Raw genomic sequence first — 12,607 nt, forward strand, 5'->3', positions numbered from 1 at the left:
ACATTTTCGCCTTTTGCGCGTCATTTTCGAGAGTCCGCTGCGAGACGGCAGACTCTTGAAAATTAAGCGAAAGGGGAAGCTCCATGCTGAAATGGGCTCTTATTTTCTTTGTTATCTCTTTGATCGCGGGCGTATTCGGCTTTACCGGCATTTCGGCAGCGGCGGCGGGCGTGGCCCGAATCCTGTTCTTCATCGCCGTGGTGATCTTCCTGGTCTTCCTCGTGCTTGCACTGATGGCCGGAAGCGCCGTCGTCTGAATTAAAAAAGGCGACCGGCTGTTCGGCCGGTCGCCTCTCGTCTTTCTTTAAAAAAAGATCAGCCTGTCCAGCCGCCGTCGATCACATGGATCTGGCCGGTGGTGAACCCTGCCTCATCCGAAGCAAGATAAGTGACGAGCGCCGCGATTTCTTCCGGCGTGGCGATGCGGCCCATCGGCTGGCGGGCAATGAAGTCCGCGAGCGCCTGTTCGTAATTGCCGGTGGCGCGCAGGCGGTCATGCAGGGACGGGCTATCGACCGTGCCGGGGCAGATGGCGTTGCAGCGAATGCCCCTGGTGACGAAATCGGCGGCAATGGCCTTGGTCAGACCCACGACGGCCGCTTTGGATGCGGTATAAGCGAAACGGTTCGGCACGCCCTTCACGCTTGATGCAACCGAGGACATGTTGACGATCGCGCCCTTGCCCTTTTCCAGCATGCCGGGCAGAAAGGCGCGGCAGGTGCGGTACATGGCCTTGGCATTGAGATCGAAGGAGAAATCCCAGTCCTTTTCCTCGCAGTCGAGAATGGTGCCGGAATGAACGAAACCGGCGCAGTTGAACAGCACGTCGGCATGGCCGATATCGGCGGCGAAATCCTTGACGCCTTCGCCATCCAGCACATTCAAAACCCGGGTTTCCGCACCCTTCAGGGTGGAAAGCGCCTGTTCGTTGATATCGGTGGCAATGACGCGCGCGCCGAGCGATATGAACCGCTCTGCCGTCGCCCGGCCGATACCCTGACCGGCGGCGGTGATCACCACTGTCCGGCCGTTAAAATCCTGCACCATGAATAGCCTCCCGCTATAGCGCGCCCGCCCACCGGGGTTCAGGCCGCTGAATTTCAGTGATCTCAAATATGGATCGACAATTCATATGTAAACGCGGTATTCATATGGCGTCAAGCAAACTTGCGCCGTAACCGCGCAAAACGCATCGAGGCCAGATGACAGACGACGACAGCGAAAGATACCGCGCCCCCGCCCTCGACAAGGGCCTGGACATTCTCGAGCTTCTGGCCCGCACCGATGGCGGGCTCACACAGATCGAGATCGCCAAGGCCGTTGGCAAAAGCCCCAACGAACTTTACCGCATGCTGGACCGGCTGGTGCGCCGCGGTTACGTGCGGCGGCTTGAGGGCGACCGGTTTTCGCTGACGCTGAAAATGTTCGGGCTGGCGCATTTCCACGCGCCGATCCGCCGGCTCGTCTCTTTTGCCGCCCCTGTCATGCGCGATTTTTCCGCAAGCGCCGAGCAGGCCTGCCATCTGGCCGTTTATGACCGTGGCAGCGTGGTCGTCATCGCCCAGCAGGAATCCTCCACCTATTGGGCCATGTCAATGCGGGTGGGCGCGCAGATGAGCCTGTTCCACACCGGCTCCGGCCATGTGCTGCTGGCTTTCCAGACCGAAGCGCAACGCCAGATCATGATCACCGAGCAGGTGCGTGGCAGCGGCGAGACCGTGCCCCCCGATCTGACCGAGCGGTTAAGGCAGGTGCGCAGCAACGGTTTCGAATCCATGGACAGTCTTCAGACTGCCGGCGTGCGCAATATTTCCGCTCCCGTTCTGACGTTGGACGGAACGGCTCTCGCCGTTATCACCTGCCCCTACATCACGCCGCTTGGCGGCAAGGCGCCGACCCGTGAGGCCTGTGAAGGGCTGATCCGCGATGCTGCAAAGCGCATTTCCGAAGTGGCGACCGGAAACGAGAACAACTGAGACGAACAAAAAAACGCGACCGGCAGGGACCCGATCGCGTTTTGAGTGACTGGAGATTTATATCTCTTAAACGCAAGGGGAACGTGGATTGTTCCCCTTTTTTTATCAGGCGGCGGCCAGCGTCAGTTCCTTGCGGACCATTTCGCGCAGCGTCACCAGATCCTTGGCGAACAGGCGAATGCCTTCCGAGAGCTTCTCGGTTGCCATCGCGTCTTCGTTCATTGCCCAGCGGAATGCCTTTTCGTCCAGCGACTGCAAGGGCTCGGGCTTGGCATTGTCGGGCGAAAGCTTGCGAGCAAGCGTGCCGGCGTCCTTGTCCAGCTCTTCCAGCAGCGCCGGGCTGATCGTCAGGCGGTCGCAACCGGCCAGCGCTTCGATTTCGCCGACATTGCGGAAGGACGCACCCATGACGACGGTGCTGATGCCGTTAGCCTTGTAGTAATTGTAGATGCTGCGCACCGAAACAACGCCCGGATCGGTTTCGGCGGTGTAGGTCTCGCCGGTCGACTTCTTGTACCAGTCGAGGATACGGCCAACGAAGGGCGAGATGAGGAAGACCTTGGCTTCCGCGCAGGCAATTGCCTGAGCCTGCGAGAAGAGCAGCGTCAGGTTGCAGTCGATACCTTCAGACTGCAGAACTTCGGCTGCCTTGATACCTTCCCAGGTGGAGGCAAGCTTGATGAGGATGCGCTCGCGCTCGATGCCGCGCTCCTTATAGGCCGTGATGATCTGGTGCGCCTTGGCGATGGAAGCCTGCGTATCGAAAGAAAGGTCGGCATCCACTTCGGTGGAGACGCGGCCGGGAACGAGACCTGCAAGTGCTGCGCCCACAGAAATGGCAAGACGATCAGCCACGGCGGCAACCACGGCGTCGGACTGGCCGCCCTGCGTCTTGCCCCAGGCAACGGCTTCCTTCACCGCATCCGCAAAGGCCGGCGTGCCGAGTGCCTTCAAAACGATGGTGGGGTTGGTGGTGCAATCCACCGGCTTCAGGCGCGCAACCGCCTCGATATCGCCGGTGTCGGCAACAACCGTTGTGATGGCGCGAAGTTGTTCGAGTTTGGACGTCATATCGAATGATCCTTCATGATCTCTTGAAAACTTGCTCACCCGTTTTTTCGTTCCCGCACCATGGGTGCGCCCAAGGCCGAAATCGCGGTTTGTCCGGCTCCGACTATCGCAAGCGGCATGGTCGAAAGTCAAGACATTTGCGCATCGCAATTGACATAAGTTTCACGCCTGCGATACTCCGTACCATAAAGAGAATGGCGGAAACCGTGGCGAAACTGAGAAGAGAAACCCATACGGCCTATTCGGAAGCGGCTTCGCTGAGGCTGCGCGCCGCGTGGCTCTATTATAATCAGGGTATGACGCAAAAAGACGTCGCCGAAAAACTGGGGATCAGCCGCTCCACCGTCATCCGCCTGCTCGACGAGGCGATGAAACGCTCGGAAGTGCAGATCTGGATCAATGAGGGCATCGAGGACTTCGTCGCTTTGGCCAGCCAGCTGGAAGCGGCCTACGGGCTGGATGAGGCCGTCATCATCCCCTGTCCCGAGAAGGCAAGCGCCGAAAGCACCGCCAAGGCAGTCGGTCTGGCGCTCGGGCAATTCCTCTCAGAAGTGGTGCCGAACGGCGCCACCATCGGTGTCGGCTGGGGCCGCACCATGACCGCTTCGCTTTCCAGCTTCCGCCCGCCGCGCCGGGAAAACTGCAAGGTCGTCTCGCTGCTCGGCGGTATTGTCGCCGTGCACCAGACCAACCCGCTCGACTACACCTGGCGGCTGGCAAGCGCGCTTGGGGCGGAATGTTACATGTTTCTGGCACCGCTGCTGGTGGATTCCGTCGAGACCAAACGGGCGCTGATCGAAAAATGCGGGCTCGCCACACTTTACGATCTGGCCGAGACGCTGGACCTTGCCATCGTCTCCTGCGGCGATATCGGCCCGCATTCCACGTCACTGTCGGAAGGTTTCATCTCGAAGGAGACGTTGCGCGAGCTCATCGATGCCGGCTGCGTCTGCGACACGATGTTTAATTTCATCGATGCGGAAGGCCGCTCCGTCGACCACCCGATCAACCAGCGCGCCATGGCGATCGATCTCGATACGTTGCGAAAGGCCAAACACATCGTGCTGGCCTCCGGCGGCGCCCACCGCGCCATCGCCATCCGGGCCACGATTAAACGCACCGGCTGCAACACGCTGATCACCGATGAGGCGGCGGCACGGGCGTTGATGGAGCTGGTTTAGGCCTCATCAGGCCATTCGCGGGCAGCATGCTGCACGAAAAGGATTTCGACCTGTCGCTCCGTCACACGATAGGCCACGATGTAGGGTAGGCCGGAAACAACCAACTCCCTAGTCCCTTCTATTTCGCCGCTGCGGCCAAGATAAGGACTGTGAGATAAAAGACGTGCAGTGGTCTCATGAATTACCCTGACGACTTTTGCCGCCGCACGCGGATTACGCTCGGCGATATAGTCGCCTATAGCGTCAAGCTCCCGAAGATAACGCCGCGTCCAAACCAAACGCACGCTTTTCAGGCCTTGGCGTACTTATTAAGAACGGCGTCGATCTCTTCTTCAGTGACAAACTCCCCGGCATCGGCCTCCACCATCCCAGCCCTTACACCGCTCGTCCATTTTTCCTGCCATGCCAGAGAACGTCCAAGCGAAAGCGCATCCTCTATGATGCGACTTGGTGTCGAATTCGAGCGCTCGGCCAGAATATCCAGCCTGCGTTTGAGATCGTCAGGAATTTCAATCGTGCTTTTCATGGGCCAAGAATAACCGATCCCAGATAGATCGGCAAAGACAATCCGACCTCGTCACACCTTACCCGTCTCCCAACCAAGCATCGCCCGCTTGCGGGTCAGGCCCCAGTGATAGCCCGTCAGCGCCCCGCTTTTGCCGACGGCGCGATGGCAGGGGACGACGAAGGAGACCGGGTTGGCACCGACCGCCGCACCCACGGCGCGGGACGCGGTCGGCTGACCGATATCACAGGCGATGTGGGAATACGTGACGGCGCGGCCCATCGGGATTTTCAAGAGGCTTTCCCACACCCGCACCTGAAAATCCGTGCCGAGCAGCACGACGCGCAGCGGCCTGTCCGCCGACCACATGGACGGATCAAAGATGCGCGCGGCGTAGGGCGCCGTCGCTTCGCGATCCTCGAGATATTCCGCATTCGGCCAGCGGCCGGCCATGTCCTCGAAACAGGCCCTTTCCTCGCCCGGATCGGCAAAGGCGCAGCCAGCAAGGCCACGATCGGTCACCATGACCAGCGCAAGCCCGAAGGGCGAGGTGTGGAAACCGTAACGGATCGTCAGCCCGCCGCCCTTGGCCTTCCATTCGCCGGGCGACATGGCCTCATGGGTGACGAACAGATCGTGCAGGCGTCCGGGGCCAGACATGCCGACCTCGATCGAGGTTTCCAGCAGCGGCAAATCCTCTTCGCGCAACAGCCGCTTGGCGTGATCCAGCGTTACGGCCTGCAGGAATGCCTTGGGTGAAAGGCCGGCCCAGCGGGTGAAGGTCTTCTGCAATTGCGTCGGCGACTGGCCGAGCCTTGCGGCAATGGCTTCGAGGGAGGGCTGCTCGCGATAATCCAGCGTCAAAAGCTCGATAACCCCGCGCACCGTCTCGTAATCGGTTCCGATCGGGGTGATGTCTTCGTTCAGCATGATGTTGGCGTTCATTGCATTTCTCCTAACGCCTCACAGAAAACCACTAAAGCGCGTTCGTCTCCACCCGTTTCTTGCGTCCAACACTCTTCGATCTGGAGCAGCGCAATTTTCCACTTATGGTCCGATTGACAGCACCGCATAAATGTTCCCTAATGAAATTGGTAAGACAATCTTACCGCTTGCGCGATCGAGGGAGACTTTCGCGCTGGGAGGATATCATGTTTGTGGCTCTGGAGCCGCGCCGCCTATACCGGCTGGTCGCGGAACAAATTCGTTTGCTCATCGAGAGCGGGGAACTGACGGATGGTCAGCGCCTGCCGGCGGAACGCGACCTTGCCGAACGCTTCGGCGTATCCCGCCCAACGGTGCGGGAAGCGCTGATCGTGCTGGAAGTGGAAGGCCATATCCACATTCGCATGGGTTCGGGCGTCTATGTAAACGCATCACGCAAAGCGGACACGCAAAAGCCGCCGCTGCCGGATGCGCATGGTCCGTTCGAAATCCTGCAGGCGCGCTGCATCATCGAAAGTGCGATTGCGGAAGAAGCCGCAAGGCTCGCCACGCCGGAATGCATCGTCAAGCTCGACGACATCATCGAGCGCATGGCGGGCGCGCTCGACAATTCACCGCAGGCGCTCAATCTCGACCGTGCCTTCCACACCGCCATTGCAGATATCATCGGCAATTCGGCGCTCAATCGCTTTACCGGCCTGATCTACGACGAGCGCAGCCTGTCACCCTATTTCGAGAAGCTCGCCAGCTATTTCGAGGGACCGCATACATGGATCCTCGCCGTGCAGGAACACCGGGTGATCCGCGACGCGATCGCGGCGAATGACCCGGAAGGCGCACGCGAGGCCATGCGACAGCATCTGACGCTGTCGCAAAAAAGATTTTCCGAAAGTTTCGGGGAGGAAACGATCGGAGAAGAGTGACCGCGCCGCAACCGGCGACGGGAAAAACAGAAATCTGACTTTAATTCGGGAGGAGTTAAGAATGAAAATCAGATTGTCGACTTTGATGGGTGCAACCGCTGCCATTCTGCTTTCAGCCTTGGCGGCACAGGCGCAAACGGCGCTGAAATGGGCGCATGTCTATGAGACGTCCGAACCGTTCCATACGGATTCGGTATGGGCCGCGGAAGAAATCGCCAAGCGCACGGACGGCCGTTACAAGATCGATGTCTTTCCGGCCTCACAGCTCGGCAAGGAAGCCGATATCAACCAGGGTTTGAAGCTCGGCACGGTGGATATCATCATCTCCGGCTCGAGCTTCGCCGCGCGCGACCACAAGCCGATCGGCGTCACCTATTTCCCCTATATCTTCCGCGATCCGAGCCATCTGATCGCCTATACCAAGAGCGATGTCTTCAAGAAGCTTGCGAAAGGCTATGAAGACAAGACCGGCAACCACATCGTCGCCGTCAGCTATTACGGCACGCGCCACACCACCTCCAACCGGCCGATTGAAAAATGCGGTGACATGGCCGGCCTGAAGATGCGCGTTCCCGACGTTCCCGCCTATCTGGCCATGCCGCGCGCCTGTGGCGCCAACACGACGCCGATCGCCTTTGCGGAAGTCTATCTGGCGCTTCAGAACGGCACCGTCGAGGCTCAGGAAAACCCGCTGACGACAATCGAGGCGAAGAAATTCTACGAGGTCCAGAAGAACATCGTTCTGACGGGCCACATCGTCGATCACCTCAACACCCTGGTTTCCAAAACCCGTTGGGCGAGCCTTTCGGATGAAGACAAGAAAATCTTCACCGAGGTGATGCAGGAAGCGGCGGCCCGCACGACGAAGACGATCGAAGCCCGTGAAAAGGCGCTGGTCGACGAGTTCAAATCCAAGGGCATCACTGTCGCCGAGGTGGACAAGGCCGACTTCGAGAAGAACGTCATCGACAAGGTGAAGCTTGAAGACTTCGGCTACGAAAAGGCCGATTGGGACGCCATTCGCGCCATCAAATAATGCGTGAGCCTTTCCCGGCGCTCTCAGGCGCCGGGATATCCTCAACCGAGACATTCGGACTGGAGTTCCCGCCAATGACCGACCATCAAAACGCACCCATCAGTGTGGAAGAAATGGCGCATGCCTTCGAAGAAGATACCGGCCCCGTCGACCTTTCGCCCTATGCCGTGGAAGACTGGATAACCCTTGCCGTTTTCTGGGGCATGGGCCTTTCCGTCTTCCTGCAATTCTTCACCCGTTACGTGTTGAACGACAGCTTCGCATGGACGGAAGAAATTGCCGCCAATTGCCTTGTCGTCGTCGTCTTTCTCGGCTCGGTCATGTGCGTTCGCATGTTCCGGCATATTCACGTCGACCTGATCTACCGCTTCGTGCCGAAATCCGTCGGACGACTTCTGGAACTGATCGTCGATCTCATCACCATCGGTTTCTTCGCCTACATCACCTGGCTGATGTGGCGTTATCTCGAAATCGTCGGCGATGAGCGCATGGTCACCGTCGACCTGCCGCGCGGCATTGTCTTCTACACCGTTTTCGCCGCTTTCGCCCTGATGTTCCTGCGTGCCCTGCACAATTTCATCAAGGACATCACCGGCAAGCAAACCGTGCGTGAAAAGGCTCAGGAAGCCGTAAGCACACAGGGAATCTAGTCCATGCTTTTGCTCATCGGTTCATTTCTTCTGCTTCTCATCATCGGCACGCCGGTGGCCGTTTCCATGGCCGTCAGTTCGCTTCTTTATCTCATCCTCTACGACGTGGCACCCGATATCATCGCGGCCCAGCGCATGATCGCCGGCGTCGAAAGCTTCCCGCTCATTGCCGTGCCGTTCTTCATCCTCGCCGGCAATCTGATGAACATCGCCGGGGTGACAAGCCGCATCTACCGCTTCGCACTGGCGCTCGTCGGCTGGATGAAGGGTGGCCTGGCACAGGTCAACATCATCGGTTCGGTGGTTTTTTCCGGCATGTCGGGGACAGCACTTGCGGATGCCGCAGGCATCGGCACAATCGAGATCAAGGCCATGAAGGATCACGGTTATCCCGTCGATGCCGCCGTCGGCGTCACCGCCGCCTCGGCGACGCTCGGCCCGATCTTCCCGCCTTCACTACCCTTCGTGATCTACGGCATGATGGCCAACGCCTCGATCGGCGCGCTGTTCATGGCCGGCATCATTCCCGGCGTCGTCATGACAGTACTGATGATGGTGACGGTCTATATTTTCGCAAAACGAAAGGGCTGGGGGTCCGACACGCCCTTCCAGCTGAAGCAGCTGCTTTCAGCCTCCATGGAAATAGTGATCGTCTTCAGCTTCCCGGTCGCTGTGTATCTGATGATACTTGCCGGGTTGTCGCTCAATGTCGCGGTCCTTATCGGCCTCGCCGTGCTGGTCGCACTGGACTGGTATTACGATTTCTCCGCCGTCATGGCCTTGATGACGCCGGTACTTTTGATCGGCGGCATGACGATGGGCTGGTTTACCCCGACAGAGGCGGCGGTCGCTGCAGTTCTCTGGTCGCTTTTTCTCGGGCTGGTGCGCTACCGCACGATGACGTTTAAGACATTGGCCAAGGCCAGCTTTGATACGATAGAGACCACGGCTTCGGTTCTCTTCATCGTGACCGCGGCGTCGATCTTCGCATGGTTGCTGACGGTGAGCCAGGCGGCGGCGCTGTTCTCCGACTTCATGTTCTCGATGACGGACAACTGGTGGACCTTCCTCATCATCGTCAACATCCTGCTTCTGATCGTCGGCGCATTCCTCGACACCATCGCTGCCATCAGCATTCTGGTGCCGATCCTGATGCCGGTCGCTGCCCGCTACGGCATCGATCCCGTCCACCTCGGCTTGATCGTGACGCTGAACCTGATGATCGGTCTCCTGACCCCGCCCGTCGGCATGGTGCTGTTCGTGCTGTCGCGTATTTCGAAAATGTCGGTGGAGAGAACCACCCTCGCCATCCTGCCGTGGATGATACCGCTTTTCGTGGCGCTGGCCCTCATCACCTTCATACCGGCGATCACGCTGTGGCTGCCGACCCAGCTCGGCCTCATCCGCTGAACGAACAGGAACTGCGCGGCCCGGCGCCGCGCAGATTTCCGACATGAATGCATTTGAAAGGATCCCGTCATGCAGACACGCGTGGCACGTCTATACGGCCGTGAGGATATCCGCGTCGAAACGCAGGACATGCAGCCCCCCGGTCCCGGCGAAGTGCTGCTGACCATGGCAGCGGGCGGCATTTGCGGCTCCGATCTTCATTATTATCAGGATGGCGGTTTCGGCCCGGTGCGGGTGCGTGAGCCGATCATCTGCGGCCACGAGGCATCCGGCCATGTGGCGGCTTTGGGCGCGGGCGTCAGCGGGCTCGCCATCGGGCAGCTCGTCGCCGTCAACCCCTCGCAGCCCTGCGGCCATTGCCACTTTTGCCTGAAGGGTGAGCCGATCCATTGCCTGGAAATGCGCTTCATGGGTAGCGCCATGCGCCTGCCGCACGAACAGGGCATGTTCCGCGACCGGCTGGTGGTTCCCGCCAGACAATGCGCGACATTTGCAGACGAAACATCGGCTGCGGAAGCCGCCTGCACCGAGCCGCTCGCCGTCTGCCTGCATGCCGTCGCACAGGCCGGCGACCTGAAAGGTGCAAAGGTACTCGTGACCGGCGCCGGCCCCATCGGTCTGTTGACGATCGCCGCCGCCCGCCATGCCGGTGCGGCCACCATCGTCGCCACAGACCTCACCGATGCCGCGCTGGAACGGGCACCGGCCATGGGTGCCGACCGCACCGTCAATGTCGCAAAGGACGCCGACTCGCTTTTGCCCTATCAGGAAAACAAGGGTTATTTCGACGTCATTTTCGATTGCTCCGCCGCAGCTCCAGCACTTCGCACCGCCTTTGCCTGCGTGCGCCCGCGCGGCACAATCGTTCAGGTAGGCGTCACCGGTGACATCGCCATTCCGCTCAATGCCTTGGTGGGCAAGGAAATCCTCTGGCGCGGCTCGCAACGTTTCCACGATGAGTTCACTATTGCCGCCGGGCTTATCTCCACGCGCGGGATCGATGTGCGACCGATCATTTCCCACAGCTTCCCGCTTGGCGAGGCGAAAGCGGCCTTTGAACAGGCCGGAGACCGCTCCGCCGCCTGCAAGGTGCAGCTGACATTTTCCGCAGACTGATATTTGAGGATTTAAGATGAGACATACATGGCGCTGGTTCGGCCCTGTCGACAAGGTCACGGTTCAGGATGCGGCACAGGCGGGCGCGGAGGGCATCGTCAGCGCACTGCACCACATCGCCACGGGCGATGTCTGGCCGGTGGACGAAATCACAAAACGGCATGAGGCCATCAAGGCCGGCGGTCTTTATTGGGACGTGGTGGAAAGCGTGCCCGTCTCCGAAGATATCAAGACCCAGACCGGCGACTGGAAAAATCACATCGCCAACTGGCAGGAAACGCTGCGTCGCCTCTCCGCCTCCGGCATTCGCACTGTCTGTTACAATTTCATGCCCGTGCTGGACTGGACCCGCACCGATCTGCGCTGGGAAACCAGACACGGCGCAAAGGCGATGCGCTTCGATCTTCCCGATTTCGCCGCCTTCGACCTTCATATTCTGAAACGCCCCGACGCCAAGGCGGATTATCCGGAATGGCTGCTGGAGGAAGCGGCAAAACGCTTCGCCGAAATGCCGGATACAAAAATCGCCGCCCTCGGGCGTAATATCGGTGCTGGGCTGCCTGGCTCTGCGGATGGCTATACGCTCGCCCAACTGCTCGAAAAACTGCGCTCCTATCACGGCGTCAACCGTGAAAGGCTGCAGCAGAACCTGATCGATTTTCTCTCCGAGGTGACACCGGTCGCCGAAGAAGTGGGCATCAACATCTGCGCCCATGGTGATGATCCGCCATGGCCACTGCTCGGCCTGCCGCGTATTCTCTCAACGGAGGCGGACTATGCCCACATGCTCTCAAAGGTCGACAGCCGCGCCAATGGCGTGACGCTGTGCACCGGTTCGCTCGGCGCAAGGGCGGATAACGACCTGCCCTTCATCGCCAGCCGTTTTGCCGATCGCATCCATTTCGTGCATCTGCGCAATGTGACGCGCGACACCGATACCGTGCCCTGCTCCTTCTTCGAGGACGAACATCTGGAAGGCGGCACCGACATGGTCGCCGTCATCGCCGCACTTCTGTCTGAGGAAACCCGCCGTCGCACCGAAGGCCGTGAAGACCACACCATTCCGATGCGTCCCGATCACGGGCAGGAAATCCTCGACGACCTGACGCGCGGGGCGCAACCCGGTTATCCCGCCATCGGCCGCCTTAAGGGGTTGGCGGAGCTGCGCGGCATCGAGCGCACCCTGTCACATGCTCGTTTCGGGCTGGGAACGAGCGCTGAATGAGTTGCTTAGTCCGTCATTCCGGCTCAAGGCCGGAATGACGGATGACCGAAGCTGCAGTCAATCGCGCCCTGAACTGGAGATAGGAAAGAGCAGCCAGCCCACCGGCTATGGCGCCGGCGGCTTTCACCGCGGCGTCCATCAGATGCGGATGACGTGTGGGCGACAGAAACTGCAGCGCCTCGATACCAAAAGCCGCAGTAACACCCGCGACGATGACGGCGAGCCAGTGGCGCGGATAGGCAAACACAAAAGCCGCCGAGCAGAAAGCGAAGGCGGCAGCACGGTCTATCCCCACCGTGGTCAGCGTGTGAGGCCGAAAGCCGATCGGGCAGATTGTAACGATCACGATCACCAGAAGAACCGACCAGGCGATGTATTTCGGAAGTCTATTTGTCATCATGACGTCATATAAAACGCCGTGCGCGTAAACGGAAGCGGGTCTTTTTCACGTCTCGCCTAATTAATCACACTTTTTGATCAAATAGTTGAGAAACCGCCTTTCGCTCAGGCCCCGCACGGGCTAAGGCAGAAGGCAACCGGGCGAGGATCGCGGCTGATGGCGTTTGTGC

General features: G+C 59.7%; 15 protein-coding genes. 9 read left to right on the forward strand and 6 right to left on the reverse strand.

The features are described 5' to 3' along the window. The first annotated feature begins 83 nt into the window (after positions 1-83). Positions 84-257, forward strand: a complete 174-nt coding sequence (locus tag ACQZ5F_RS14120; protein ID WP_003499086.1) for a DUF1328 domain-containing protein — start codon at positions 84-86, stop codon at positions 255-257. A gap of 58 nt (positions 258-315) precedes the next feature. On the opposite strand, the gene ACQZ5F_RS14125 is transcribed toward ACQZ5F_RS14120, so the two are convergent. Then, a complete protein-coding gene (locus tag ACQZ5F_RS14125) occupies positions 316-1,047 on the reverse strand; it encodes an SDR family oxidoreductase (RefSeq protein ID WP_225245736.1) in 732 nt (243 codons plus the stop codon). 155 nt (positions 1,048-1,202) lie between these two features. Here ACQZ5F_RS14125 and ACQZ5F_RS14130 point away from each other — a divergent pair, with 155 nt between their 5' ends. After that, complete coding sequence (locus ACQZ5F_RS14130) at positions 1,203-1,976, forward strand: IclR family transcriptional regulator (RefSeq protein ID WP_225338528.1); 774 nt, start codon at positions 1,203-1,205, stop codon at positions 1,974-1,976. A 105-nt stretch (positions 1,977-2,081) separates the two neighbouring features. On the opposite strand, the gene tal is transcribed toward ACQZ5F_RS14130, so the two are convergent. Then, on the reverse strand, positions 2,082-3,047 hold the full coding sequence (gene tal, locus ACQZ5F_RS14135; RefSeq protein ID WP_225338529.1) for a transaldolase: 966 nt from the start codon (positions 3,045-3,047) through the stop codon (positions 2,082-2,084). Positions 3,048-3,253: 206 nt separating this feature from the next. On the opposite strand from tal, the gene ACQZ5F_RS14140 reads away from it, so the two are divergent. Then, positions 3,254-4,228 (forward strand): sugar-binding transcriptional regulator, encoded by a 975-nt coding sequence (locus ACQZ5F_RS14140; protein ID WP_046801095.1) that lies wholly within the window; start codon positions 3,254-3,256, stop codon positions 4,226-4,228. Here the strand turns inward: ACQZ5F_RS14140 and ACQZ5F_RS14145 are convergent. Genes ACQZ5F_RS14145 through ACQZ5F_RS14155 form a run of 3 tightly spaced genes read right to left on the reverse strand, consistent with a single transcriptional unit; the run spans position 4,225 to position 5,678 of the window. Further along, positions 4,225-4,512 carry a type II toxin-antitoxin system RelE/ParE family toxin gene (locus tag ACQZ5F_RS14145; RefSeq protein WP_052819058.1) on the reverse strand — a complete coding sequence of 96 codons (288 nt, stop codon included), beginning with the start codon at positions 4,510-4,512 and terminating at the stop codon, positions 4,225-4,227. The genes ACQZ5F_RS14140 and ACQZ5F_RS14145 overlap by 4 nt on opposite strands. Positions 4,513-4,517: 5 nt before the next feature. Further along, on the reverse strand, positions 4,518-4,754 hold the full coding sequence (locus tag ACQZ5F_RS14150) for a CopG family ribbon-helix-helix protein (RefSeq protein WP_225338530.1): 237 nt from the start codon (positions 4,752-4,754) through the stop codon (positions 4,518-4,520). Positions 4,755-4,805: 51 nt separating this feature from the next. Continuing rightward, positions 4,806-5,678, reverse strand: coding sequence for a methylated-DNA--[protein]-cysteine S-methyltransferase (locus tag ACQZ5F_RS14155; protein WP_046800809.1), 873 nt, complete (start codon positions 5,676-5,678; stop codon positions 4,806-4,808). Positions 5,679-5,884: 206 nt separating this feature from the next. Between ACQZ5F_RS14155 and ACQZ5F_RS14160 the strand changes: the two genes are divergently transcribed. From ACQZ5F_RS14160 to uxuA, 6 genes are all read left to right on the forward strand, one after another. Continuing rightward, positions 5,885-6,601: a FadR/GntR family transcriptional regulator gene (locus ACQZ5F_RS14160; protein WP_046800808.1), complete on the forward strand. Its 717-nt coding sequence runs from the start codon at positions 5,885-5,887 to the stop codon at positions 6,599-6,601. A gap of 61 nt (positions 6,602-6,662) precedes the next feature. Beyond that, on the forward strand, positions 6,663-7,637 hold the full coding sequence (locus ACQZ5F_RS14165; protein WP_046800807.1) for a sialic acid TRAP transporter substrate-binding protein SiaP: 975 nt from the start codon (positions 6,663-6,665) through the stop codon (positions 7,635-7,637). Between the two features lie 74 nt (positions 7,638-7,711). Further along, on the forward strand, positions 7,712-8,287 hold the full coding sequence (locus ACQZ5F_RS14170; protein ID WP_046801094.1) for a TRAP transporter small permease: 576 nt from the start codon (positions 7,712-7,714) through the stop codon (positions 8,285-8,287). Positions 8,288-8,290: 3 nt separating this feature from the next. Further along, positions 8,291-9,697, forward strand: coding sequence for a TRAP transporter large permease (locus tag ACQZ5F_RS14175; RefSeq protein WP_046800806.1), 1,407 nt, complete (start codon positions 8,291-8,293; stop codon positions 9,695-9,697). Between the two features lie 69 nt (positions 9,698-9,766). Further along, positions 9,767-10,813 carry an L-idonate 5-dehydrogenase gene (locus tag ACQZ5F_RS14180; protein ID WP_225338531.1) on the forward strand — a complete coding sequence of 349 codons (1,047 nt, stop codon included), beginning with the start codon at positions 9,767-9,769 and terminating at the stop codon, positions 10,811-10,813. Between the two features lie 16 nt (positions 10,814-10,829). Further along, on the forward strand, positions 10,830-12,038 hold the full coding sequence (gene uxuA, locus ACQZ5F_RS14185) for a mannonate dehydratase (RefSeq protein ID WP_137086351.1): 1,209 nt from the start codon (positions 10,830-10,832) through the stop codon (positions 12,036-12,038). A gap of 13 nt (positions 12,039-12,051) precedes the next feature. Here uxuA and ACQZ5F_RS14190 read toward each other — a convergent pair whose 3' ends face one another. After that, positions 12,052-12,435: an antibiotic resistance protein VanZ gene (locus ACQZ5F_RS14190; RefSeq protein ID WP_225245729.1), complete on the reverse strand. Its 384-nt coding sequence runs from the start codon at positions 12,433-12,435 to the stop codon at positions 12,052-12,054. Between the last annotated feature and the right edge of the window lie 172 nt (positions 12,436-12,607).

The organism is Agrobacterium sp. 22-210-1, assembly GCF_053522525.1.